General features: G+C 56.0%; 22 protein-coding genes. 12 read left to right on the forward strand and 10 right to left on the reverse strand.

Annotated elements, in window-relative coordinates:
* The first annotated feature begins 17 nt into the window (after window positions 1-17).
* The 6 genes from HUS66_RS08420 (at window position 18) to HUS66_RS08445 (ending at window position 5,923) form a co-directional block, all read left to right on the forward strand.
* Window positions 18-1,019 (forward strand): TRAP transporter substrate-binding protein, encoded by a 1,002-nt coding sequence (locus tag HUS66_RS08420; protein ID WP_175070471.1) that lies wholly within the window; start codon window positions 18-20, stop codon window positions 1,017-1,019.
* Window positions 1,020-1,083: 64 nt separating this feature from the next.
* Window positions 1,084-1,644 (forward strand): TRAP transporter small permease, encoded by a 561-nt coding sequence (locus HUS66_RS08425; protein ID WP_175070551.1) that lies wholly within the window; start codon window positions 1,084-1,086, stop codon window positions 1,642-1,644.
* Window positions 1,641-2,915, forward strand: coding sequence for a TRAP transporter large permease (locus tag HUS66_RS08430; RefSeq protein ID WP_175070472.1), 1,275 nt, complete (start codon window positions 1,641-1,643; stop codon window positions 2,913-2,915). Before HUS66_RS08425 ends, HUS66_RS08430 begins: the two co-directional genes overlap by 4 nt.
* A gap of 155 nt (window positions 2,916-3,070) precedes the next feature.
* On the forward strand, window positions 3,071-3,958 hold the full coding sequence (locus HUS66_RS08435; RefSeq protein ID WP_175070473.1) for an NAD(P)-dependent oxidoreductase: 888 nt from the start codon (window positions 3,071-3,073) through the stop codon (window positions 3,956-3,958).
* A gap of 73 nt (window positions 3,959-4,031) precedes the next feature.
* A complete protein-coding gene (locus HUS66_RS08440; RefSeq protein WP_175070474.1) occupies window positions 4,032-4,778 on the forward strand; it encodes a trimeric intracellular cation channel family protein in 747 nt (248 codons plus the stop codon).
* Window positions 4,779-4,837: 59 nt separating this feature from the next.
* Window positions 4,838-5,923: a DUF3541 domain-containing protein gene (locus HUS66_RS08445; protein ID WP_175070475.1), complete on the forward strand. Its 1,086-nt coding sequence runs from the start codon at window positions 4,838-4,840 to the stop codon at window positions 5,921-5,923.
* A 28-nt stretch (window positions 5,924-5,951) separates the two neighbouring features.
* Here the strand turns inward: HUS66_RS08445 and HUS66_RS08450 are convergent, their stop codons facing one another.
* The 5 genes from HUS66_RS08450 to nhaD all read right to left on the reverse strand — a co-directional run bounded on the left by HUS66_RS08450 (window position 5,952) and on the right by nhaD (window position 13,180).
* A complete protein-coding gene (locus HUS66_RS08450) occupies window positions 5,952-6,707 on the reverse strand; it encodes a PEP-CTERM/exosortase system-associated acyltransferase (RefSeq protein WP_175070476.1) in 756 nt (251 codons plus the stop codon).
* 64 nt (window positions 6,708-6,771) lie between these two features.
* Window positions 6,772-9,522, reverse strand: coding sequence for a bifunctional diguanylate cyclase/phosphodiesterase (locus HUS66_RS08455; protein WP_254628752.1), 2,751 nt, complete (start codon window positions 9,520-9,522; stop codon window positions 6,772-6,774).
* 133 nt (window positions 9,523-9,655) lie between these two features.
* Window positions 9,656-10,876, reverse strand: coding sequence for a porin (locus tag HUS66_RS08460; RefSeq protein ID WP_217487963.1), 1,221 nt, complete (start codon window positions 10,874-10,876; stop codon window positions 9,656-9,658).
* The gene (locus HUS66_RS08465; protein ID WP_175070478.1) at window positions 10,845-11,243 is read right to left on the reverse strand and encodes a hypothetical protein; all 399 of its coding nucleotides are present in this window, start codon (window positions 11,241-11,243) and stop codon (window positions 10,845-10,847) included. The genes HUS66_RS08460 and HUS66_RS08465 overlap by 32 nt, the downstream gene beginning before the upstream one ends.
* 470 nt (window positions 11,244-11,713) lie before the next feature.
* The gene (nhaD, locus tag HUS66_RS08470) at window positions 11,714-13,180 is read right to left on the reverse strand and encodes a sodium:proton antiporter NhaD (RefSeq protein WP_175070479.1); all 1,467 of its coding nucleotides are present in this window, start codon (window positions 13,178-13,180) and stop codon (window positions 11,714-11,716) included.
* 528 nt (window positions 13,181-13,708) lie between these two features.
* On the opposite strand from nhaD, the gene HUS66_RS08475 reads away from it, so the two are divergent.
* Window positions 13,709-14,422 (forward strand): DUF3581 domain-containing protein, encoded by a 714-nt coding sequence (locus tag HUS66_RS08475; protein WP_175070480.1) that lies wholly within the window; start codon window positions 13,709-13,711, stop codon window positions 14,420-14,422.
* 166 nt (window positions 14,423-14,588) lie between these two features.
* Window positions 14,589-15,557 (forward strand): magnesium transporter CorA family protein, encoded by a 969-nt coding sequence (locus HUS66_RS08480; protein ID WP_175070481.1) that lies wholly within the window; start codon window positions 14,589-14,591, stop codon window positions 15,555-15,557.
* A gap of 137 nt (window positions 15,558-15,694) precedes the next feature.
* Here the strand turns inward: HUS66_RS08480 and HUS66_RS08485 are convergent, their stop codons facing one another.
* Window positions 15,695-16,594, reverse strand: coding sequence for a hypothetical protein (locus HUS66_RS08485; protein ID WP_175070482.1), 900 nt, complete (start codon window positions 16,592-16,594; stop codon window positions 15,695-15,697).
* A gap of 341 nt (window positions 16,595-16,935) precedes the next feature.
* On the opposite strand from HUS66_RS08485, the gene HUS66_RS08490 reads away from it, so the two are divergent.
* A complete protein-coding gene (locus HUS66_RS08490) occupies window positions 16,936-17,400 on the forward strand; it encodes a hypothetical protein (RefSeq protein ID WP_175070483.1) in 465 nt (154 codons plus the stop codon).
* Between the two features lie 88 nt (window positions 17,401-17,488).
* Here HUS66_RS08490 and HUS66_RS08495 read toward each other — a convergent pair whose 3' ends face one another.
* Complete coding sequence (locus HUS66_RS08495; protein WP_175070484.1) at window positions 17,489-18,208, reverse strand: response regulator transcription factor; 720 nt, start codon at window positions 18,206-18,208, stop codon at window positions 17,489-17,491.
* Between the two features lie 39 nt (window positions 18,209-18,247).
* Here HUS66_RS08495 and HUS66_RS08500 point away from each other — a divergent pair, with 39 nt between their 5' ends.
* Together HUS66_RS08500 and HUS66_RS08505 are read left to right on the forward strand one after the other, a co-directional pair.
* A complete protein-coding gene (locus HUS66_RS08500; protein WP_282848479.1) occupies window positions 18,248-18,856 on the forward strand; it encodes a molybdopterin-dependent oxidoreductase in 609 nt (202 codons plus the stop codon).
* Entirely contained in the window at window positions 18,843-21,095 is a 2,253-nt protein-coding gene (locus HUS66_RS08505; protein WP_175070485.1) for an ATP-binding protein, read from the forward strand. Before HUS66_RS08500 ends, HUS66_RS08505 begins: the two co-directional genes overlap by 14 nt.
* 13 nt (window positions 21,096-21,108) lie before the next feature.
* Here the strand turns inward: HUS66_RS08505 and HUS66_RS08510 are convergent, their stop codons facing one another.
* The 3 genes from HUS66_RS08510 to HUS66_RS08520 all read right to left on the reverse strand — a co-directional run bounded on the left by HUS66_RS08510 (window position 21,109) and on the right by HUS66_RS08520 (window position 24,632).
* The gene (locus HUS66_RS08510; protein WP_175070486.1) at window positions 21,109-22,302 is read right to left on the reverse strand and encodes an EAL domain-containing response regulator; all 1,194 of its coding nucleotides are present in this window, start codon (window positions 22,300-22,302) and stop codon (window positions 21,109-21,111) included.
* 149 nt (window positions 22,303-22,451) lie between these two features.
* On the reverse strand, window positions 22,452-24,137 hold the full coding sequence (locus HUS66_RS08515) for a methyl-accepting chemotaxis protein (protein WP_175070487.1): 1,686 nt from the start codon (window positions 24,135-24,137) through the stop codon (window positions 22,452-22,454).
* Window positions 24,138-24,416: 279 nt separating this feature from the next.
* Window positions 24,417-24,632 carry a DUF3820 family protein gene (locus tag HUS66_RS08520; RefSeq protein WP_112055562.1) on the reverse strand — a complete coding sequence of 72 codons (216 nt, stop codon included), beginning with the start codon at window positions 24,630-24,632 and terminating at the stop codon, window positions 24,417-24,419.
* A 264-nt stretch (window positions 24,633-24,896) separates the two neighbouring features.
* Between HUS66_RS08520 and HUS66_RS08525 the strand changes: the two genes are divergently transcribed.
* A complete protein-coding gene (locus HUS66_RS08525) occupies window positions 24,897-25,529 on the forward strand; it encodes an SDR family oxidoreductase (RefSeq protein ID WP_175070488.1) in 633 nt (210 codons plus the stop codon).
* The last annotated feature ends 26 nt before the right edge of the window (window positions 25,530-25,555 follow it).

Consider the following 25,555-nt stretch of genomic DNA (forward strand, 5'->3'; position numbering starts at 1 on the left):
CCCAAGAGGTCATAACAATGAAAGCCAAGTTTGCACGCCACAGCCTGTCCGTTGCCATCGGCAGCCTTACCACCGCGGCCCTGGCGCTCGGCGCCATGAATGCCCAGGCGGCCCAGACCATCAACCTGGGGCATACCCTCTCCGACAGCTCCCACTACTCGGTGGGCGCGGATGCCTTCAAGGAAACCCTAGAGCGCCTTAGCGACGGCGAGTTCGAGGTGGTCGAGCACCCCTCCGGTGCCCTGGGGGGCGAGCGGGCGATGATCGAGGGGCTGCAGATCGGTACCGTCGATGTGGTCATTACCTCCACGGGCCCGCTGGGCAACTTCGTACCGCAGACCTACGTGCTCGATCTGCCGTTCCTGTTCAAGGACTACGATCAGGCTCGCTGCGTGCTGGACGGTGAGGTTGGCCAAGAGCTACTCGACAAGATGGGCGAGCATAATCTGGTGGGGCTTGCCTGGTCGGAAAATGGCTTCCGCCACATGACCAACAGCAAGCGCCCGGTGACCTCGCCCGGGGACGCCGAGGGTCTGAAGATTCGCACCATGGAAAACAAGGTGCACATGGCGGCCTTCGAGCAGATGGGCGTGCACCCGACCCCGATGGCCTTCCCGGAGGTCTTTACCGCGCTACAGCAGGGCACCGTGGACGGCCAGGAGAACCCCATCACGGTGATCGTGGCAAGCAAGTTCTGGGAAGTGCAGGATAACCTGTCGTTGACCGGCCACGTCTACTCGCCGGCCATCGTGCTGGGCTCGCCGGTGCTGATGGATGGCCTCAGCGAAGAAGAGCAGGGCTGGTTTGAACAGGCCGCTCAGGCCTCTGCCGAGGCCACTCGCGAGGAAGTCTCGCGCCTCGAGCGTGATGGCGTGGAGATGTTGCGTGAGAAAGGCATGACCGTGGAGACCGATATCGACAAGGCGCCGTTCCAGGAAGCCGTCAAGCCCGCCTACCAGATCTACACCGACCAGTACGGCAGCGAGATGCTCGACCGTATCCGTGCCAGCGACTGCTAACGCTGGCGACACCCTGATCCGGCGCCGGGCGGTGCCGGATCCTCCCTAAAGTATGGTGGATGTGATGGTGGAGCTTTTCCTGCGCTTCGAGCGCCTGACCACCCGGATCGCCCTGCTGGCGGCGATCGCGATGCTGATCATCTCGGTCACCCTGGGCTTCTATCAGGTGGTGACTCGCTTCGTGCTGGATGCGCCTTCGACCTGGTCGGAGGTGATCTCCCGTTCGGCGATGATCTGGTGCGTGTTTCTTGGCGCGGCGGCCGGTTTTCGTGGGGGCTTCATGATGTCCGTCGAAGTCATCTACAAGCTGCTGCCTGCCCGTCGGCTGATCTGGCTCGAGGTCTTCGTGGCCCTGTGCTGCCTGATCGTGTTCGTGGTGCTGATCCAGTACGGCACGTCCATGACGCTGCGCGTGCGGACGCAAATGCTTTCCGGGCTGGAAGTGTCGATCGCCTGGGCCTATGCGGCCATGCCGGTAGGGGCTGGCTTCGCGCTGATCGCCGTGCTGGCGCGCCTGCTCGCTCAGATCACCGGTCGGGAGACCATCGGTCCCGAGGAAAGCGAGACACCCAAGGTCGCCGCTCCCACGCCTGACACCCATCCGCAAGACGAGGTGCGCCCATGAATGCGGCCATTGGTCTGTCGTTGATCATCCTGTTCAGCCTCGGGGTGCCCATTGCCATCTCGATTCTGCTGGCCTCGATCATTGGCATCGAGTTCTTCTCGCGCCTGCCTTTGTTGCTGGTGCCACAGCAGATGTTCGTCGGCATCGACAATTTTCCGTTGATGGCGATTCCCTTCTTCATTCTCGCCGGCAACCTGATGGCCGCCGGCGGTATTTCTCGGCGCTTGGTCGATCTGGCCAAGGCGATGGTCGGCGGTGTGCAGGGTGGCCTGGCCATGACCTGCGTGTTGACCTGCATGATGTTCGCCGCGGTGTCCGGTTCCAGCGTCGCGACGACCTTCGCCATTGGCTCGATCCTGATTCCGGCGATGGTCAAGCACGACTACCCGCGGCCGCTGGCGGCCTCCATCCAGGCCTCGTCGGCTGAGCTCGGGGTGCTGATTCCGCCCTCGATCCCGCTGATCCTGTACGGCGTCAGTACCGATACGTCGATCGGCAAGCTGTTTATCGCCGGCATCGGGCCTGGGCTTCTAATCGGCGGCGCGCTGCTTTTGTTCTTGTATATCTTCTGCAAGATCCGTGGCTATGGCATGCGGGACCGTGAGGATCGTCATGATCTGCCCACGGCCTTCAAGCGTGCCTGGGCGGCCATGCTCATGCCGGTCGTGGTGATAGGCGGTATCTACGGCGGCGTCTTCACGCCCACCGAGGCATCCGCGGTTGCAGTGGTCTATGCCGTGATCGTCGGTGGGCTTGTGTATCGCGAGCTGAACTTGGATGAGCTGGTGCCGATCCTCAAGCAGAGCGTGATTTCCACGGCGGCGGTGATGCTGATCATCGCGGCCGCGGCGCTGTTCAGTTTCCTGATCAGTCGCTCGGGTCTGCCGGCCGACGTGGCCAGCTGGGTAACCCAGGTCTTCGACAGCCCCATCTCCTTCCTGCTGGCGGTGAACGTGATGCTGCTGATCGTCGGCATGTTCATCGAGACCTCGGCGGCGATCCTGGTGCTGGCCCCGATCTTCACGCCGATCGCCGTCCAGTACGGCATCGACCCGGTGCACTTCGGTCTGATTGTGGTGGTCAACCTGGCACTCGGCATGTTCACGCCGCCGCTGGGCGTCAACCTGTTCGCCGCCTGTGCGGTCGCCAAGCTGTCGATAGATCAGCTGTTGCCCTGGCTGATGCGGTTTGTGCTGGTGGTGCTGGCCTGCTTGATCGCCATTACCTACATGCCCTGGATTTCGCTAGGCTTGGTCGACCTGCTGTATTGATAGCCAGCAAGCACTTATCAGAAAGCACTTATCAGAAAGTACTTGTCAGAAAGGCCGTTGCCATCCGCCACGGCTAGGAGAGCGCAGACTCACATTGGCTTATTTATTCCCCTTTTATCACGGCCTGTTCACCAAGGCTGACAAGGAGCAAGAGCATGACGGATTCCCGACGGGTAGGGCTGATCGGTGTTGGCCTGATGGGGCATGGCATCGCCCGCAATCTGCTGCGCCATGGTCACGCACTGAGTTTTCTCGATCACCCGGGCAACCAGCCGGTGGATGACCTGATGGCCGAAGGCGCAACGCGCCTGTCGAGCGCCGCCGATGTCGCTGCCGCGGCCGATGTGGTGATCCTGTGCGTGACCGGTTCGCCGCAGGTCGAGGCGGTGCTCAGCGAGGCCGGGGGCGTGTTAGATGGCCTGGCGCCCGGTAGCATCGTCATCGACTGTTCCACGGCGATTCCCAGCTCGACGGTGGCGATCGCCGAGCGGGTCGTCGAGCAGGGCGGGCGTTTCTGCGACGCCGCGATGACCCGGACGCCCAAGGAAGCCGAAGAAGGGCGACTGAACCTGATCGTCGGCGCTGCGAGCGAGCTCTTCGCCGAGATTCGCCCCTTGCTCGAGAGTTTCGCCGAAGCGATTACCCACGTCGGGCCGGTAGGCAGCGGGCACCGGGTCAAGCTCTTGCACAACTTCGTATCGCTGGGTTTCTCGGCGGTGCTCGCCGAGGCGTCAGCTGCCGCGCGCCAGGCCGGCATCTCGCCGCAGGCACTGGTCGAAGTGCTAGGCAATGGCGGTGGTGCAGGCGTGGTCTTCGAGCGCCTGAAACCCTTCATTCTTGCCGATGACGCATCGAGCTTTCGCTTCTCGCTGTCCAATGCCGATAAGGATATCGGCTACTACCAGCAGATGGTCGCTGAATTGGGAGCCAGCCACCAAGCCGCCGATGGGATCGCCGGACTATATCGACAGGCCGTCGAGCAGGGGCACGGTCAAGCGGCGGTACCGGAGCTTGTTGCCCTGCTGGCCGAGGCATCGCGTTAGATGCCCGGGGAATAGGCACGGCGCCGTCGCAAATCGCGTATCCTTAACGAGGACATGAGCAAGGAGCGATGACGTGGCGGCGTTGGTCTATTGGATGGACATGGCGGGGGTGATCGTCTTTGCGCTGTCGGGGGTGATTCTTGCCTGCCGCACGCGCATGGACCCCTTCGGAATGCTGGTGCTGGCGGCGGTGGCCAGCATCGGCGGTGGCACTATTCGTGATCTGGTGCTGGGCGTGCGCCCGGTGTTCTGGGTCACGGACCCCACCTATCTGTGGGTAGTGCTGGCAACCGTAGCTCTGTCGATTCTCGGGTTTCACTACATTCATCGCCTGACGCGAACGTTTCTGCCGGTGACAGACGCCTGCGGACTTGCACTGTTCACCGTGATCGGCACCCACAAGGCGCTGATGCTTGGCAATGCCGGCGTGGTGGCGGTGCTAATGGGCATGATGACCGGGGTTGCCGGCGGCATGCTGCGCGATGTGCTGGCGCGGCGGGTACCGATGGTGTTGCGCCAGGAGATCTATGCGACGGCGTCGATCCTTGGTGGCACGGCCTATGTGCTGCTCCTTGAACTCCAGATGAACACCGTTCTTTCCATTGGCCTGGCACTGGGGCTGACTCTCTCACTACGCCTTGCGGCTATTTACTGGCAACTGAGCCTACCCACCTTTGCATGGGTGGTCACGCCACCACCGGAGCCCGCTGATACTCCCCCCCGTGACACGGCGGTCAGCGATGCCCCGGCCCACGTACGGCGACGTCCTAAAGTGAGGGTCAAACTGATCAGCCCCAGAACGACACGCCGCCGCCGCTGAGGCAACCTCTCTAGTGAGTCTATACTTTTCCTGCAGCCATGTTCCGGCAGGAGGTCGTCATGCGATCAAGGGCATTTGGGTATGAGGCCTATCATCCGGTACAGAGCCGGCTGCGCTGGGTTCTGCTTTGGCTACTGTGTTGTCTGGTTGTCGGATGTGCGACTAGCTATCCGCTTTCGCAGCAGGACATCGCGGCCGAGATACGTGATCGCTACGACACCGCTTTCGACATACTGCCCGCCGCCAAGCAGCGCCACTATGCCCAGCGGCTGTATCGGCTTACCGGCGATGAGCGGTATCTACCGCCACTGCAGGACTACGGCAGGCGACTCGTTGCGTCTTTGCAAAAAGATATAACCGGCTTGGCCCAGCCGGGCTATGCCGCTCGTCGAGCCGCCGCGCTGCTAGAACGCTACCCTGAGCGAACCAGAAAGCAACGCAGACGCAAAGAGATGCTGGGGGACTGGGGCGAGATGATTTTCGCCAAGTATCTCGCCTTTCGGCTGAATCAGGCGCGCGCTCACGGTCTGTTGAATGATCAGCAGCTGCCCGGAGCCGATAGGGCGATCGCGTACCTCGAGGATCAGCCGTATCGCAATTTCCTGACGTCCCCTGACGTACTCGAGGTCTATGCCGCTCAGGTCGCAAACCTGGCCTATGACCTCTATGGGTTGGGGGTGGCCGATCTGCGACATGAGACCAAGGCGGCCTTTCGTGCTCACTACCCACCGGAACGTGATGCCGCGCTGTCGCAAGCTTCCTTTCGCAACAAGATCTATGGCATGACGCACTTCGTGATTGCCGCCAGCGACTATTACCAGCATCAGGTGTCGGCTGCTGACAACGCCTGGATCCTCGAGGCGTTCGATGCTCGGATCGATCGTATCCTGGCCGAGACCAAGGAAGACATCTACACCGAAGTTGGTATCAGCTTCCAACTGGTGGGGCTAACCGATCACCCGGTCGTTGCGCATACTCAGCAAGCACTGATCAGCGCCTATGACCCAGAGGCAAGAATGATCCCCGGTGAGTTCGGTAGCACTGATCTAGCACGAGGTGAGCACCGCAACGTGCTGGCCATCATGCTGCTGGATTGGCCCCGGCGGCTTTATGTCGGGCCGAGGCTCGAGTCGGTCGTTCAATGAGCGGGGCATCTTGCTCAGGGCACCCCCCCTAGAACGCCAGACCTTCTGATACCTGGGCGCCAGCCAGCTGTCGGCGGAGTTGGCGCTTGATCTCCAGGTAGAAGGGCGTGAGTTCCTTCTTGAACTCATGCTTTGCCCTTTCATGGTTGATATAGAAGCCCCCACGGGTGCCGAAGTGTTCGAAGATCTCCGTGATTCTGGTGAAGTGGAATCCCGAGAAGGACAACGCCCGCGGCAGGTTGGGCTGCATCATGGCGAAGACATGCGGCCTTTCGGTCAATCCCACCAGGGCAAAGGTGGTAAGAAACAGACCGATCATGATCATGGGGAAGAGTTGTCTCTCCTCGTCGCGGAAGTCGAGGTAGTCTCCATGTCCGGTGAATTGATGTTTTCTGTGGCGAAACGAAGAAGGGACCGCGAATCGGGAAACTTCGCAGGTCTCCTCGGGTGGGAAATTCGCTGGGCCTAAGGAAGGATGGTGGAAGAGGGGAGTGCAGATACCTTCTAGCGGCAGTGTTGGCTTTTTCCTCCCTAAACTCATCGGGGAAACCAGCCTCATACAGCCGGCAATCAAGCCGGTACGCTTATGCGTGATGAAGCAGTGAATCGAGGCGTCTTCGTACTGATCAAACTCTAGTCCTCTTTCCTTGTCGGCGCTGAGTTGGTAGTCGAGTTCTTCGACGAACACCTGGTGCCTGAGACGCCTGAGTGTATTCTTTTCCTCTGGAGTGGTGGCGATGTTGAACTGGAACTGCTCCAGGAAAGCGTCGATCTTTTCTTCCATTCCACTCTTTTCCTGTGACGTTCCTTGCTCTTTCAGGATATTCATTAGCTTGACTCTAAGTCATTTATTTCATGATTGTTGTAAAGAAAGTGCTGTCCGCGCTGGCAGGCTTTCCAATGTGGAACCCTTGGCCATACTCTATGCCATAGCGTGTCAGTAGCTCGATAGTCTCTTCGTCATCAACAAACTCGGCAATAGCATGCTTGCCAAGCCCATGGGCTATATCGGATATGGCCTTGACGATGACTCTACTGTTGCCGTCTTCTTTTATACTTTGAATGAAAGAGCCATCTATCTTGATGTAATCTACCGGCAGCTTGCTGAGGTAATGGAAGCTACTGAAGCCTACGCCGAAATCATCCAATGCCGTCTTACAGCCTAGATCCCGCATTCCCTGCAGAACCTGGCGGGCAGTGGAGAAGTCCGTGACGGCGGACGTTTCGGTGACTTCCAGGATCAGTTGGTGCGGGTTGGCGCCGCTGGTGACGAGTTGGCTTTCGAGAAAATGATTTAGTTCTTGATCGTGTAAAGTGTTGCCAGACAGGTTGACCGATAGGGTGATCCCTCTGTCCTGAACCTGGTTCAGTATCATGAGGCTCTTGCTCAACACCCAGCGATCAATCTGAATGATCTGGCCACTGCGTTCGGCGATAGGGATGAACTGCCAGGGCGCTATCAGTTCACCATTCTCGCAGCGCATCCGTAATAGCAGTTCATAGTGCTTGATCTCGCGATCGGCGAGGGAGGAGATGGGTTGAGCCATCAGTTCGAAGGCATCGTGCTGTAGTGCTTCCCTGATGCGCTCAATCCAGTAGACGCGTTGATGAAGCTCGTTTTTCGCCTCGTCGAGGGTAGAGAGAATATGCCAGCGTTTCAGGCTGCTTTCCTTGGCCTTATACATGGCCACATCGGCATTGGCCATCAGCTCATCGGGCGTATGACCGTGGAGCGGAAAACAGGCGATGCCAATACTCATGCTGGCCCTATGGCACCGCCCGTTCGGTAGCAGCAGAGTCGTGCTGTCCAGACGCTGTTCCAGTTCATGGGCAACCTGGATGGCGTCGGCTTCATCGGCATGCTCCAGCAATATTGCAAACTCATCGCCGCCCAAGCGGGCGACAGTGCCCTTGTCGCCAATCGTCTCTTCGATGCTCTGGGCCACCAGCTGAAGTAGCCGGTCGCCAGCGGGATGTCCACTGAGTTCGTTGACATCCTTGAACTGGTCGAGGTCCGTGAAGAGAACGACCCCCGTGTAGTTATTGGTCAGGGCTGTTGCGATTTTTTCCTTGAAGGCGCGACGGTTGTACAGGTTGGTCAGGGAATCACGGCTTGCCAGCCAGGCGAGACGGGACTCGGCGGCCTTTCGTTCCGTGATATCAATACCCACCGAAATTGTATGCATGACCCTGTTTCTGCTCTCGGAGAGTGGGGCGTGATACCAGACGATGGTGCGCTCTTGGTCATGAGGGCCGCGGAGAATGCGCTCCTCTGCCTGGTGGTTATGCTCATCGAGATGGGGATCGCCTACAGAATGAAAGAGCGCTTCAAACCGTTGCCCGAGGATCACCTCATAGGGCTGGTGAAAGATATCCTGACAATATTGATTGACTAGGCTGATGCGGCCCTGATCATCCTGCGTCAGGATGAGGACATGTGCCGTATCGAGCAGACTCTCGATGAAGTCTCTTTCTCGAGCCAGTTCCACTAGCCGCGCATTGAGCAGTTCACCACGTGACGAGACCTCCGCCTCCAGGGTCTCCAACTGGCTGGTGAGATCCAGTGCCGTCGCATCCAGTAGGTCGATTTCATCCGACAAGCGACGTTTCGGTCGAGGGATCATCTGCCTGGTTCTGGCAAAACCGCCTTCCGCCAAGGCAGGCAGGACGCTGGCGAGCCGCCGGACCCTCGACATGGGTTTCCAGAGAATGGCTAGAAGCATTGCTTCGGCAGCTAGCCATCCAATTAAACCGGTCGTGAGGATTGTGCCAGTATTTCGGTTAATGGCATCTATTTGCGATGAAATATCGGACATAAGTAAGAAATGGCCATTTGCACTTCGTGTGCTTCCGCTTTTGAGGAGAACTGCACTGATTTCTATATGCTTATTATCATGTTTCAGCCTAATCGACTGATCTTGCAACTCTTCTAATGAACTGATGTATGCCGCTTGGTGTATCAGCGGCAAGGTTTCTTTTTGGTTGGTTAGTGTAGCCAATTTCCCATGCCAGGCGCTAACACTGCGTGTTATGTCCAATTGCTCTTGGGCATATTGTCCTGTAATTAGCAGGGCTATATCGCTTCCCGATACTTCTCGGGCCTGCCGAGTTACATCGGCCAGTGAGCGCGAGATCAAAATAGCACCATGGCTTTGGCCATCTACCAGAATAGGAGCCAACACATACTGCCGGCAGTTAGCGAAGCAGCGTAATGTTTTGAAGGGGACGTCGGAGGCAATAACTTTCTTGCCCCATTCCGTGATGGGTAAGTCATGGCCTGCCTGACTGGCACCCCATTGAGCAAGCGGCTGGCCAGAGCCATCTAGCACCATGAGCTCGTCAATACCAGCTTCCAGTTGTAGTGTTGGCCATTTATTATTGAAAGAGTCGGCGATGATTGTTTGATCAGCCTGCTTCAGAGCATTTCCAAGATCAGGGGTGAGAGAGGCGTTCAGTGCTGCGATCTGCCGCAGGCTATCCATAGACTGGCTGAGGGCTTGGCGAATTACCCTGGTTTGGCGTTTCAGCTGAACGTTGCGTGAGTCATCGAACTGTCGCAGAAGGTTGTCTCGGCTGACCATTGTGAAGACTGTGGTCATCCCAAGTAGCAGAAGGCTGCTCAACGCAATTACGCGCCAAGTCAATCCAAGCTTAGGTTTTGTCTGCTGCGACCTGTCCATGAGTGAATAGTTTTATCCTATTAGCATATACCTAATCATAACGAAGATGAGGTTAAAAGCGCACCGAAAATTGAGCCAGGAACATATTCCAGTATTGACTAGTATTGGACGCGTCAGGGTTGTCCTGAATAGGTATCCACCCCGTGCCATTGATATAATGGTACTCTGCCGAGATGAGAACCTTAGGGTATGGTTGCCACTGCAGACCCATGGTCCAATCCTTTGCAAACTGTGAGTGGGCTGGTCCAGCTCCACTGGATTCAAAGTGCTTGCCTGAAGGGTCATCACGGTTGCTGATCAAACTGTCATAACGAACAAGCCACTGCCAGTCCCTTCTCAGGCGGTGGATATACTGTAAATACCAGCTGTTTCCAGTGGATGAAAAATTCCTTGGTTCATTAAATCCATAAAGTTCAGTCTTTCTGACTGCATATTCTCCAGTCAGGCTCCAGTTTTCGGAGTTATATTGAACAGAGAATACCCAGGGTTGGAAATTAAGTTTACCGTTGTTAAGGTTACTGTCATTTGACTCGTAATCTGCCTTGGCATGTCCAACACTAATGGCAGAGATGATCCGTCCCGCATCATGCTCGTATCGGAGCTGGGCGATGAGCGAAGACTCTGAGTCAAAGGAGCCCGACCTGTCACCGAAGCCCAAGGTCCTGTCGACATCCTCACCCAACTGAGCTTCGCCAAGACCAAGCTGGGCCCTGATGTTGCCGCTACTGAGGCGTTCTTCGGCGTAGAGGGTGGCACCGTCTCCGGCCAGGCCAACCGTGCGGGTCCTGTCAAAGTAGATGGATTGAGGAAGTAGGATGCTCGGCCGTGTAAAAGCTACATCGCGTGTCTGGTTGTAAAAGCCAAAAGGGTTCTTGAACCGGCCTAGCTGCAAGCCTATATTTCTCTTCTGGTTTGAGAATACTTGGTAATCAATCACTCCATAGTCCAGCTCGGGCTGAGCTTCACTTCCATCGCCACCTGCGCGCCTGCTTAGTACCTGGGCGGCAACCAAAATATCTTCGTGGGGGCGAACGGAAAAATTGACGCCAACTTCGGTAAATTGGGTGCTACCACCGCTTTCGCTGCTGGGGCCAAAGAAGTCGTTGTCATCAGTGATCACTAGTGCCTGACTGAGAAAGCCATGGACTTGTAGCGTACTGCCCATACCCTGAGCACTTGCATTTGTGGCAGTTGCTAGGAGACCCAAGATGCCGATGACACTAAGAAGTCGTGCCCCTGCTTCACTCCATTGATATGACTTGGACACGATCATCCAGATACTCCCTATCTAGATACCCCAGACTTCCTGGGGTGGTAGCGATGCGTTCTAGCATTGCCGGTTGTGATATCACTTTCGTGGGGGCCTGTCCTGTTCCCGAAAACACGACACGATCCCAGGACAGTTGAAGTTGGTGAGGGTAGACCGACAGGCTTTGCTTGGCGAAGCGCTCATGTACAGGGTGGTCGTTTGGCAGTACGAGGACCCTCAATACCTGCCCGTCGGGCCAGGTGCGTTGTCGCATGGCGAACATGGCTCGTGCGGTATCCCGGTTCAGCGATGTTGTTCTGACGCCTTGGTGCGCGACCATGACGATATCGAGCGGTCCTTCTTCAGCAATAGAAATTGGTGCGAGCACCATGGCCAAACTCGTTAGCAACCAGCGTGTCAAGCTGAACGGCTGAACAGACCTTATTCCCGACATGGATCACCCAAACGGTTTATGGAACCTGGTCGGGCATTTTGCGGTTCGATAACTGCCTTGGCCGCGTCGTTCACGCCGTCGCCGGCAGGAGAAGTGCTTGGGCCGAGAGAAAGGCATGCACAGCGAGCAATATTTAACATCGGCTGACTGATAAACCTTTCACTCCTCATGTCGCAGTAGTCAAACTTATGCGATCAGGTCCTAATGACAACTTGAAATATTGTTGTATTCATTAATGGCACTTATCTAAGCATCTTAAAGCACGCCTGATGAATTGGCTATGTCGACTGCAGCCTGATCTGGAGACGTCAGTGACAGGTGAGCCGACACAGAAAAGTGTGCCATGAAAAAGGGGGGGAGAGATGAGAGCAAAATGGCCGGCAGCGAAAACTGCCGGCCAGAGTAGGTCAATGAAGAGCGAAACTGCCAGCATTTAGCCACAGGTGGACGAGAATACTGGCCACATAACCGAGGAAAATGATGGGTGACCATTTGAGGTGGCCGAGGAAGGTGTAGGAGCCGCGGGCCTGGCCCATCAGCGCCACACCTGCGGCTGAACCGACCGACAGCAGGCTGCCGCCGACGCCGGCGGTTAGGGTGATCAGTAGCCAGTGACCATGCGACATATCCGGCTCCATGGTCAGTACCGCAAACATAACCGGAATATTATCGACCACCGCCGAGATCAGCCCTAGAAACACATTGGCCCAGGTGGCATCCCACTGGTTGTAGAGCACTTCCGAAAGCATTGCCAGATAACCCATGAAACCCAGGCCACCAACGCACATTACTACCCCATAGAAGAACAGCAGCGTATCCCACTCGGCACGGGCGATGCGGTTGAATACGTCGAACGGAACGACACTGCCCAGGCGCTCCAGCGCCTGAAGGTCTCCGCGCTTTTGGTAATGAGTGCGCTGGCGTTCCAGTTCGCGCGGCAGGCTGCGGCGCAGGTAGTAGCCAAAGAACTGCAGGTAACCCAAGCCAGTCATCATGCCGAGTACCGGTGGCAGGTGGAGCAGAGTATGGCAGGCCACTGCCGTTGCCACCGTCAGCAGGAACAACAGCACGATTCGCCGTGCTCCACGTTTCATCTCGATATGCTCACCGTGAGCCTTGGGATGATAGTTCGGGACGAAGAAACTCATCACCACCGCTGGCACCAGGAAGTTGGTCAGTGAAGGCCCCAGTAGCTCGAAGAATTCATAGAATTCCACCAGGCCGGCCTGCCAGACCATCAGGGTCGTGATATCACCAAATGGGCTGAAGGCGCCGCCGGCATTGGCAGCCACCACGATATTCACACAGCAAAGGTTGATGAAGCGGTGATTGCCTTCAGCCACCTTGGTGACAACAGCGCACATCAACAGGGCGGTGGTCAGGTTGTCGGCGACGGGGGAGATCACGAATGCCAGGCCGCCCGTCAGCCAGAACAGGCTGCGGTAGCTGAAGCCGCGTTCCAGCATCCAACCTCGCAGAGCATCGAATACCCCGCGCTCATCCATAGCATTGATGTAGGTCATCGCGACCAGCAGGAACAGCATCAATTCCGAGAACTCGAGTAGCGTGGCCCGAAACGCATGTTCGGCAGCGTCTGGCATGCCATTGCTGACATAGACCCAGCCGATGAGTCCCCAGATGATACCCGCAGCTACCAACACCGGCTTCGATTTTCGCATGTGCAGCTTTTCTTCAAGCATGACAAGTACATACGCAAGAACGAAGATCGCCACGGTAAGCATGCCGACCGCCGAGCCGGTTAGATCGAGCTCACCGGACATGGCCAGTACCGATGGGCTGAAGGCCAGGCAGAGCAGGGCGAATGCGATGGCTGGGAGACGATGTTGCCAGGAAAAAGGCGATTTATTGTTCATAGTTTATTGTATCGGCTTTGGTTTAAATAATGGTTTTCTACGATGCTATCATGCCGCGCACTCGTACCAATTAGAGACCTTCGATGCATGGCGGCAATTAACCTGCTTGCATGATCTACATCATGATTCTGAGCCAGCTCTCGGGTGACAGAACAACATTCGAATGGGAGTGCTGAATACCAGAGATGCCCAGTGCACCGTTTTTGTGCATCTCCGCCAATCATGTCGGTGATAGCAGTGTGTAGGAAGAGGCGAGCCGGCAGGTCGGTGGTGAACTTGCATCGCGGCGATAGGCGAATTTTTGACAACATGTTACGTTAGCCCCCGCGAAGTCTAGTGATACGGCACAGCGTGCTGGCTTCCGCGAAGCATAAGGACTAGATGAGACAATGGTGTCGCTCATCACCGACAATTTGACGGCTAATGGCGTCAGGTGAACAGGATGTCCGCTGTCCTTGGACTGTCGTGACCGCTCTCGCCCGGGAAGGGCGAAGTCTAATCTTTTCTTGAGGTGCAATAAGACGACGCATGTTTCTCGACAAATTCCATCAGGTCCACGACGGCCGCATCAGCATCAGTGCGGAGCAAGCCAGTCATTTTGCCAAGCAGGTCGCCGGAGACTACAACCCGATCCACAACCCGGATGCGCGGCGCTTTTGTGTGCCGGGGGATCTGCTCTTTGCGCTAGTCTTGTCGAAGTTCGGCTTGTCTCAATGCATGACCTTTCATTTCCGCAGCATGGTGGGGGCAGAGGTCGCACTGGACTTCCAGGCGCATGACGATGGCTCTATCTGCGTCACCGACGAGCAGGGCAAGGTGTACCTGGAGGTCGAACGAAGTGGTGACCTGACGCACGACGAAGACGTGATTGCGGCCTTTACGCGTCGGTATGTGGCGTTTTCCGGCAAGAACTTTCCGCATTATCTCAAGCCGCTGATGCAGACGCATGGCGTCATGTTCAATCCCCAGCGTCCGCTGGTGATCTACGACAGCATGGGCTTTTCGCTGGACCGCCTCGATGTCGAAGACCCTGGTCTCGAGCTTGAGGACTCGTCTTTCGAAGTGCTCGGGAAGCGCGGCGAGGCCCTGCTGGAGTTTGGCCTCACTGCCTGCGGCCAAAATATTGGCAGGGGCTCCAAGAAGCTGGTGGTCAGTGGTCTGCGTGACTACGACACCGCAGCCATGGACGAGATCGTCTGTGAGTTCTATCGTCTCAAGGCCGCCTATGAGGCAGCGGTCTGATATGACGGCCCCTGGGGCGACGCCGCCTGGGAGAGGGTTGGTCGAGCCCCCGTCTGCATGATGTACGGTTGCTTGACCGTCCGTTAGTGGGCCGGTCATTCAGTGCAAAGTCATGGGGACTAGCTTATCTTGGCACCTTTCCATTATCCAGGAAGGATCGTGCCTCATGATTCGCACGCTACTGCTCGACACCGAAGGTCATTCGCACACGGGTGGAGAAGAGCTGATCGCCGATTGGCGTGAGCAATCCGACAGTCGCATCTGGATTGATTTGCAGGGTGTCGCACCTGAAGGCCAGCGAGCCCTGCTCGAGGAATTCGACTGCCACCCACTGGCGATCATTGATGCCCAGCGAGAGCGCCATCCTCCCAAGATCGAAGAGTTTGAGACGCACACCCTGATTATTTATCGGGGCATATCGTCCTTTGACGCTGAGCTTAACTATGCTCCACAGCAGGTCGCCTTCTTTATCGGTGATCGTTTTATGATCAGCCTGCACCCAAGTCTTGCCATGAGCATTGATCGCATGTGGGGCCAGGACGGCAGCAAGCTGCTGGGACAGTCGTCCGGGCAACTGGCGCTGAAGATCATGCATCTCTCGGCGGGTTTTTATCTAGAGAGTCTGCTTGAATTCGAGACTCAGCTAAGCGATCTCGAGGATGGACTGATTGAAGCGGGCAACGATAGCCTGATGAAGCAGATCATCAGCTATAAGTCACGATTGGTTAAGATGCGCCGAATCTTCAACTACCACCAGGCGATTACTCAGGAATTGATGGCCTATGATTACGATCACCTGCCCCGGGAAAATGCCGAGACCCTGCACGCCGTCAACGATGTTCATGAGCGTTTCGAGCGTTTATATAGCCTGACGCAGATGTATTATGACATCTGCGGCGACCTGGTAGACGGCTACATCTCAATCTCGTCTCACCAGCTCAACATCACCATGCGGGTGCTCACTGTTATCACCGCGATCTTTGTCCCACTCGGCTTCCTGGCTGGTCTTTATGGGATGAACTTCGCCTATATCCCGGAGCTAGGCTATCACTACGGCTATTTCGTTCTGCTTGGTGTAATGGCCGTGATTGCCACCAGCTTGATTTGGTTGTTCCGCCGCAAGGGCTGGATGTAGCCCTTTCTATGGTTCTGGATTTCGCGGTGAGAGCGTGGCACTGGGGGATAGCTAGTAACAGGCACACCAAAACGCCAGGTCTGGAAACCTGGCGCGAGAAGTCGCAACGCACGGCCATTTTTCATGGCCGGTGCTTGTCACTTCAAGTAGATCTGCCCCTGTCCATAGAGACTCTGGCAGTCGGCGGCGTCGTGATAGCGATCTTCAGCGAGGTTGTTAGCATTCACGCCTGGGCCGGCAAAGCGCGGATCGTCGCACTCCCCGTCGTTGGACCACTGGCTGGTGTTATCACCCCACTGGATATCGCCTGAGCTGTTGACCGTGCCACTGTTCGACGCAAGCGTAATACGCCCCTGTTCATAGAGACTCTGGCAGTCGACGGCGTCGTGATAACGATCCTCGTCGACATTGAGCGAATGAGCCCCTTCGCCGATGAAGCGTGGGTCGTCGCATTCGCCGTCATTGGCCCACTGGCTGGTATTGTCGCCCCATTCGATATCGCCGCTATTGTTGACCGGCGTAGGGCTCGAAGAAGAACCGCTCGGTATGCCCGTCCATTGTGGGTCTCGCTCGGAGATCTTGACGATCGCCTCGGGCATTTCGCCGGGGTTAAAGGTACCAACCCAAACGTTGTAGTTGCCGGAAGGCGCTGACCTCCACTGCAGCGCCGGATTGTTGCCGCTGGTGGTCGAATAGTCGTCGTTGCAGTGCCAGTTGCCGTTGGCGTCATAGACCACCAGCGTCGTGTCCGCTGCCGACTCGACATAAATGGTGAGTGGGTACTGGCCAGCCTGGAAATTGATGTCCAAATCCGGCGTTTCGCCGTTCACGAAGCCGCTGCAGTTGGGGCCTGCTTCGGAGGCATCGGTGTCGCCGCCTGCACTTATACTGATCTGGTGAGGATCGGGCTGGAAACCTGACGTCAACTCAATGGTTTCGTAGAGCGGTGCGGCCTGCCAGTTTAGCGCCTGGGCGGAGCTGGCTAGGCACAGCAGCGGGACGGTGGCGAAGACGGCGCAACGTGAAGCGGACATCATGAATGCATTTCCTTGCAATGGGAGAGCGATGACGAGGCACATCGCAGGATAATATGGTCAGAAATGCTGGAAATGTCACGCTTTGCAAGGCTTTTCGGAGCTGTTTCTCCTGAATTCATGATCTGAACGCCTAGCCATGACACTACCGGGAGTTGGGCTTTCTAAGCCATTGAAGGGTGGGCGCACCACTGGGCCACTTGTGGCCTCCGTCATTTTACTCATCTTGCATCTCTCGCCCTGTACCCGCGGACAGTTATGGACCGGCAAGAGGGCGGGCCAGCCACTATGCTTGGGTCAGGCCCGTTCGGGCCTCTTCGTCATGCTTCGGGAGGTTTTGCATCATGGCCAGAAATTACGTCACGCTTGGTTTAACCACTTCACTGTTAATCGCCGCGACTGTCTTTTCCACCGCCTTGCTGAGCACTCCAGCGTTGGCGGCCGATGGGCAGGATCTCACCTTCCAGGGAGACGCCAGCTTCAACGGCCCGCACGGTGGTCAGGCGATCAAGGCTGCTCTAGTCGATACCACCTCGGGCGAGGTGGTTGATATGCAGTCTGGTACCGTCTCAGCCGACGGCGATCCGGCCTTCTCGTTTACCTTCCGCGATGCGCTGCAGGCTGGCGATAGCTATGCGGTCGACTACTGGATCGATTCCAACTTCGGTGGCGGCAGCGTCGGCACCTGCGACGGCATGCAGCATGACCACCAGTGGCATATCCCCATCGAGGTCGGTAATGGGGCAACGACACATGTCGAAAGCCACGCCCCTTCCGCCATGTCCCCAGTTTGCGCAAGTTTCGAATAGAGCCGTTGCATTCTCGCTAGGCGTCCCGGGCACCGCTCCGGGACTTTGTTGCCCCGGCCAGCCTGACGAGAGAGGCATGTAAGGTTACCTACGAAACCTGTGTGGCATGATGGGCCTCTGACGAGACTGTGACCGACTCCATTCGGTAGCCGCACTGATAGATGCTACGGAGTCGGAAGCCGTGGCTACCGTCGAGGATGAGCTTGCGGCGAAGCCGGCTGATGTGAGTGTCGACGGTGCGGGTCGAAATATCGCCCTGCATACCCCAGACGACTTCGAGGAGATGTGCACGTGAGAGCAACTCGTTGGCATGCGTGAACAGCAGCGTTGCCAAGCGGTATTCCTTATCGGTCAGAGTGACGGCGTGCTCTTCAAAGCGTATGCAGCGCTGCTGGTGGTCCAAATGATAGTCCCCGACCCTAGCGGCAGTATCTTCCGCTATTATTCCCGCGCGCCTGCCTAGGGCATTGATGCGGGCACTTAACTCTCTTGGCCGCAGTGGCTTGGCAATGAAGTCGTCTGCGCCATGCTCTAGAGCCATTACGACGTCTTCTTCATTCTGGCTGGCCGTGATGAAAAGGATGAGCCCACGCCAACCATCATGCTGGCGGAGGTTCTTGGTCACATCCATACCGCAGGCATCGGGCAATCGCCAGTCGATGATCAAGAGATCGAAGGACTGGTGTTGTAAGGCGCGTCGCAGCTCGCTGGCGCGCTGGAAAAGCGATATCTCATGCCCCTCCTTGGCCAAACACAGTTCTATGAAGGACTGCTGGATGTCGTCATCTTCTAGAACGCCAATGCGCATTGGTCACTTCCTAAGACATGGCTTTGAGAGAGCATTCTAGTGCAAGGAGCGCTGGTTGATGCGTTGGTAGGGGACTTTAAAGTTTTTTGGCTTAGTGCCGATATGAAAATCATCTTTTCTAAGAAAAATCATAAATCAATGAAAATACTGACAAAGTTTTTGTTCGTCACTGTACTCGGAGCTACCGTGATCTTTGCCGGGAAAGTGCAGGCTCTTGAGGCGCCCACCGGTCCTGTCATCCTCGTGGTCAGTGGCAAACTAAGCAATACCAATGTGGGGGATGAGGCTCACTTCGACCGTGCGATGCTCAAGGCGCTTCCACAGCATGAAACCCTGACACACACACCCTGGCATGATGGTCAGGTCAGGTTCGAGGGCCCGCTAGGGCGCGAACTGCTCAAGGCTGTGGGCGCCCAGGGAACTAGCATGCGCATTACGGCGCTGAACGACTATGCAGTCGACGTCCCAGTGGAAGATTTCATGACTTATGACGTCTTGTTGGCCATGTCGGCTGACGGGCGTGCATTGAGAGTACGTGATCAGGGGCCGATCTTTATTATTTATCCATTCGATGAGAAGCCTGAGCTGCGCAACGATAATATAGTTTACCGTTCAGTCTGGCAGGTTAAGTACATTGACCTCGAATGATGCTGTGCCGCCCAAAATGGCCATCACCATGCAGTCGTTGTTTTCTAGACGATACAGGGTGGCCACCCTGGCGGCGATAATTTTCTTTTTTTCGTTGCTGGTTACCGGCGGAATTATACTTCAGCGACACCAAGAGTTGCAGAACAGGTTGGATGAGAATCTTACTTGGGCATCCTATCAGTTTGATAGAGAGGTGCGAGAATTTCGTTTTACTATAAGCGGAGTTGATTCGTTCGACCTGGATACTATGATGCTTCGTTTCGATATCCTCTATAGCCGTATGAGGCTCTTTCAACACGGTGAAATTGGTAGGGAAGTGGGGAATATCGACAGTCTGTCGGAATCGGTGAATAAAGCCGACTCCTTGATCGACTCTATGGATAATCAGCTTTCATCCCTTCCCATTGACGCTACCTCACCCCCCCATGACTTACTGGCTAGCTTGCGCCAAAAAAGCACGTCATTACAGGAAATTTCTTCCCGTATTCTACTTGATGTCAATGCCGAGGTGGCAGCGACGCGCGCGCATCAACAAAGGGGGCTGTTACAGCTCTATGCGTTGGTGATAGCTCTAGTGCTATTGCTGATAGTATCCGGGGGGATTCTCGTTAATGCTCTAATACGCGAAGGGCGTCTGCGCGGCGAGAAGGCCTGGCTGCTGCAGCGACAAACCTCTGAATTGAATGAAACAGCGATGCGCGCTCAGGAGGCCAGTCGCGCCAAGTCGGAGTTCATGGCAGTAATGAGTCATGAGGTCCGTACGCCACTCAATGGCGTAATCGGTATGGCTGACCTGCTGTCTGACGAACCCATGTCCGCTCGGGGTTGCAACTACCTAATGGCGCTCAAGCAAAGTGCCGATGGGCTTCAGGCGGTCATCAGCGATATCCTCGATTACACCAAGATAGAGTCGGGCTCGCTAGAGCTTGAGCAGCAGCCTTTCGATCTCGTCAATTTCTTGGAACAACTATGCGCTGGTTATCAGCTGCGCTGCAATTCCCCAAAGCTGACCTTCAGACACCATATCGATCGCAATGTGCCGCAATATGTCAGTGGCGATGTCAATCGCCTGCGCCAGATTCTGATGAACTTATGCAATAACGCCATGAAGTTCACTCAAGAAGGTCTGATTACGCTTTCGGTCATGGCTGAAGCCAATTCATCGATTCGTTTTGAAGTAAGGGATACGGGATGCGGCATTGCGCCTGAGGATCAGGCGCGTCTGTTTGCGCCTTTTACGCAAGTGGATGCATCGATCACTCGTCGTCATGAAGGAACGGGCCTAGGGTTGGCGATTTGTCGTCGGCTTGTCACTGCCATGGGCGGGACAATTGGTGTGGAAAGTCAGCCTGAGATAGGCAGCAAGTTCTGGTTCGTGGCCGTACTACCCGAGGCCGAAGGTCATGCTATCGGACAACGTATGGATACGGCAGCGATAGTTCTGGGGCGACACAAGGTCTTGGTCGTTGAAGATAACCCTATCAACCAGACGCTAGTTGAAGCCATGCTTGCGCAAATGGAGCAGGATGTGGTGGTGGTTGATAATGGCGCTGAAGCGCTAGTGCGGATGGAGGAAGAGACCTTTGATCTCGTCCTGATGGACATGCAGATGCCGGTTCTCGATGGGCTTGAAACAACCCGTCGATGGCGAGCGCGCGAGACAGGAAGACATTTGCCAATCATCGCCATGACGGCAAACGTGATGCCTGCCGCTTTGGAAAGCTGTTTCCGTAGCGGCATGGACAATGTACTGAGTAAGCCCTTTACGCGTGAAGCCATGCTGCTGCTGCTGAGCAAGTATCTTGAGCTGGCGTCAACTGAGCCTGTGATCGCCGAGCCATGCGACGTCGATGCAGAGGCGCCGTTGAAGAGGTGTGGGGCGTCAGTAAACGGTGACCTCTTGGATGCATCGATTTGTGAAGAGCTGCGCTACACCTTGGATCCCGTTGCTCTCGAGGGCTTGATGAGGACCTATTTGATGCGACTCGAAGTGCGCCTTGAGGATCTACAAGGTTACCTCAATGCCGGCAAGCGGCAGGCGTTGGAGCGCGAAGCGCATTCGCTTAGAGGCGCTTCCGCAGCCTTGGGGTTCGTTGCTATCGCTAAGGTGGCAGGGATGCTGGAAGAGGCACCGCCCGACACCTCGCGCGAAGAGTTGCAGCGCCATCTCGACGTTTTGTTAAGCCTAAAAGGCGGCGCCTATGAGGTTTTGATGGAGGCCAACCTGCTGTCTGCCTGAGGGAGTGTGCTGCCTAGCAAAGTATTTGTGACTGATTCTGCCGTGCTTGTAAGGGGCCTTGATCAATAGGCTGATTGATCAACCAAGTGTTGAACTCTGCCTCTGGCATTGCGGGAGCCCATAGATAGCCTTGTCCTTCGTCACAACCCGCAAGCCTCAGGCGTTCTAGTTGGCCAAGTGTCTCTATACCTTCTGCCACAACCTTTAGCCCCAAGCGCTTCCCAAGCTCTATCGAGGATAGAGTGATAGCGGTAGCCTCGTGCTCTTCATCGCAATGTGACACGTAGCTACGGTCCAGTTTCAGTTCATCGAACGGAAGTTGGTGGAGCTGGGTGAGTGATGAATGACCGGTACCAAAGTCATCCAGCGACAAACGGCACCCCCGCTCCCGTAAGGCTTGCAAAATGTGGCGGGCATACCGGTAGCACTCGATGCCAGTGTTTTCTGTTAATTCCAGCGTCACGCCCTGCAGGCCTTTGGCCCTCGATTCCAGCATCCGTTCGAAGGTATCCAGCAGACTGGGCACCTTGAGTAGCTGTGCAGGAATATTGATGGCGATATTCAAATCCCAGCCATTCCTATGCCAGCGCTCCTGTTGCGCGAAGGCCTGTTCGATCACGTGCCAGGTGAGGTCGACGATCTGGCCGCTCTGTTCGGCCAGGGGGATGAAATAGTCGGGGGAAATCATGCCGAGTGCCGGGTCTTCCCAGCGTGTCAGCACTTCCACGCCCGTTATTTTCCGCGATGTCAGGTCGTATTTTGGTTGATACGCCAGGAATACATACTCACTCTGCATCGCTAGTGCGAGGTCGCTGGCCGTGACTTGGCGTGCCATGCTGTGCTGGAGGCTAATAAAGTGATCCAGTCTGGTAATCAAGTTTGGCTTTGGCAAGAAGCCGAGAATGTTGAGGCGCTTCTTGGCACCTTCTTTCAGAATATGGCTCGCAATCTCAGGATCACAGCTGCTTATCAATATGATGGCCATGTCTAACCTGAGGTTACTGAGATAATCAATGACATCTAAGCCATTGAAGTCACCCAGGTTGTAATCCAGCAACATCAAGTCAGCGTCTAGGAGCTCGGGGTAGCATACAAGATCCCCCAAGCCGTTGGCAGTTACTACTTCGTATCCCCGCTTCTTTAGCAAGTGGCTACTGACCATCTGTATTTCGATATCGTCATCGACGACCACGGCACGTTTGATCACTGGGTAAATCCTTTCGTTATATTGCCCGGGAAGAGGGAAGCCATTGCTAGGTGGATTATCTAGGCGGTATGAATGCTGGCATTGCACAATGGCGATATGAAGTCGCCAGCCCACGTCGTGGCTGGCGATAACTTCACATCTGCTATCGTTTAGAATGCCTCCCATTCAAGCTCGGATTTTCTTTCCTGGTACGTATTGGCCCGACGCACTGGGGGCGATACGTTGGGACGGCTTGCCAACGCTGGGGCCACCGGTGTCGGTAGGTTGTCGGCTTGATTGTTGCTCAGTTTGAAGGAGGCAATCAAACCATTGAGTCGCTCGGCCTGCTCTCGCATTTCGCCCGCCGCAGCGCTGGACTCTTCAACTAGTGATGCATTCTGTTGCGTCATGTTATCGAGCTGGTTGATCGCGGTATTGATCTGCATGATACCCAGGCTTTGCTCTTTCGCCCCGGCAGTAATATCACCGATCACATGAGTTACGCGCTCAATGCTGTCAACGATTTCATTCATTGTCTTGCCGGTACTCTGAACCAGGTCGACGCCTGTTTGAGTGCGAGCGACCGATGTATCGATTAACTCACGAATTTCGCGCGAGGCGTCACCGGAGCGGCTTGCCAGCGTGCGGACTTCCTGGGCAACAACCGCGAATCCCCGGCCATGCTCCCCGGCGCGTGCAGCCTCGACAGAAGCGTTGAGTGCCAGGATATTGGTCTGGAAAGCAATACCATCGATCAGGGTGATGATTTCGCTGATCTGAGAGGCCGACGTTCTGATCTCCTCCATGGTGCTCTGGACTTGGTTCATGGCTTCCTGCCCACGGCGAGTAACATCTACCGTTGACAGGACAAGCTGATTGGCCTCTGTCGCAGCATCTGAAGTAACGGCGACGGTTGCGGTGATTTCCTCCATAGAAGCCGATGTTTCCTGCAGACTCGAAGCCGCTTGCTCTGTGCGTGATGCAAGATCCTGGCTGCCCTTGGCGATTTCATCCGAGGCAAAATGCACGCTCTTGGTACTGGTGCTCACTGCCTGAAGGGTCTTATCGATGCGGCTGACGAAGGCATTGAACTGTAGCGCTAGATCGCCGATTTCATCGGTGCGTTTGGTATTGATTCGAGCAGTCAGATCTCCATCACCCTCAGCAATCTCTTTGATACGCCCGGTAATCTGGCGAATCGCTTTCGACATCATCTGCGGACCAATGAGAGCCAGTGATACGGCACCGATGAAGACTAGAATGACGAAAGTCAATGTGGAGGTCTGGTGAGTGTTTATCTTGCTGATAGCGTGGGCTTCCATCTCCAGAATTTTGGGCATGATGGCCTCGCCGGCAGCGTTCAAGAAATCTCTGAAATCCGCGAAAGTAGCAGTGGCTTGTCCATCCAGAAGGCTATCGGCGGCAATGTCATTATCTTGTGCATGAAAAGTGATGACATTCTTGGCTTGCGCCAACCATTGCGTGAACTTTTCCTCGCTACCGTTCAATAACTGGGTGACTTCAGGATGATTCACCATGACGCTCGAGAATTCGTTGATGCGGTCTTGAACCTGTTGTGTATTTTCCTGGAAGTCGCTGATGGCTTTTTCAGCATTTTCAGTGCCCGGCTCTTCTCGCATGTATTCCAGTACACTCATCTGGGCCTGATACAGGTCGCGATCAGCATTGGTGATGAGGAAAATGGCGCGGGTAAAGTCGTTGCCGATTTCTACCATATGCTTCTTCATGGAGCTTACGAGGAAGAAGTTGAGGGCAAAAACGATTAGCAGGGATATTGCTACCCCGGTAAAGGCAACAGAGTATTTCACGCTAATACGGTTTAAGGCTTTTTTCATTTTCGTTATCTCGAGAAGTCTGGCTTTTGTGTAAGCCTTTTTGGTGTGACTACCCGATGAAAAGTACTGTGGACCTTGCAAATCGTCTACATGCCGACGCTATCTTTCACGCTTGTTTACATTTGGGGAAGATCGTGGCTCCTTGCCCTCGTCATATCACTAGTGGTGTCGGGAAATTTGACGTGATGAAAGGCGTGTAGCTTGCGAGAGCCAGGCTGCGTTTTACCTCAGTGCTGCTTGTGGCTGTTACCCGCCGCTCATAGTGCCTCCGCCGCTGAATCAGCCTCGGCGGCGCAGCGGATCGAGCAGCCCGCTGAGGCCGTTGTGGTCGATCTCCTGCATCAGTTGCAGTAGCCGGCCGATTTCGCCATTAGGAAAACCCTCCCGGGCAAACCAGTTGAGGTAGCCGCCGGGCAGGTCCGCGATCAGGGTGCCCTGATGCTTGCCAAAGGGCATTTTCAGTGTCACCAAGCGTTCCAGGTCTTCGGGGTTCACGGCATTTTCCTCGAAAGGTCAGCGAAGGTTTGCGGCGCCCATGATGGTGTGGGCGTGGTCAGGGGTGCGGTCTTGGTTTATCCCTGTCAGCGGCGAGCTTACGTCAGCGCGCGCTTTCTCTCTATCTCGTTGGCATCTTGTCTGCCTGTTGCCAGTCAGCACCAGCTTGTTGAGAATGCTGATGGTAACGACTATTAGGAACCTAATAGTAGGAGCCCAATATCAGGGACCTAGCGAGCGACAAGAACCGATAGGGAGACGAGCATGACCACCTTAGTGATCGGTGCCAACGGCCAGATCGGCCACCAGTTCTGCGCGATTGCCGCCAAAACCGGACTGCCTATCAAGGCCATGATCCGCCATGAAGACCAGCGCGCCTGGTTCACCGAACAGGGCATCGACACCGTGATTGCCGACCTGGAAGGCGACTTTCGCCATGCCTTCGAAGGCTGCGATCAGGTGTTGTTCACGGCAGGCTCTGGCCCACATACCGGGCCTGACAAGACGCTGTTGATCGACTTGTACGCGGCCACCCGCGTCGTTGACGCCAGCCGCGAGCTCGGCATCAAGCGCTTTTTAATGGTCAGCGCCCTGCGCGCCGAGAACCCGCAGGAAGCCCCGGAGAAGCTGCGACCTTACATGGCTGCCAAGTTTGCTGCCGATGCCTACTTGAGAAGCGCCGGCGTGCCCTACCTGATTCTCAAGCCCGGGCGATTGACTGACGAACCCGCCAGCGAACGCGTTGCTACCTCGCTTGAGGAAACCGGCGGCGAGAATACCGTCTCGCGTGCCAACGTCGCCCATGCGTTGGTGCATCTGGTCAAGACAAACGACCTTATAGACCGCGAGTTCTGCCTGCTCGACGGCGAGCGCGAGATCGGCGCAGCGCTCTACTAGTCGTGCGTTCCGGCATCTTCTTGCCT

The sequence above is a fragment of the Onishia taeanensis genome (assembly GCF_013349955.1).
Taxonomy (GTDB): Bacteria; Pseudomonadota; Gammaproteobacteria; order Pseudomonadales; family Halomonadaceae; genus Onishia; species Onishia taeanensis_B.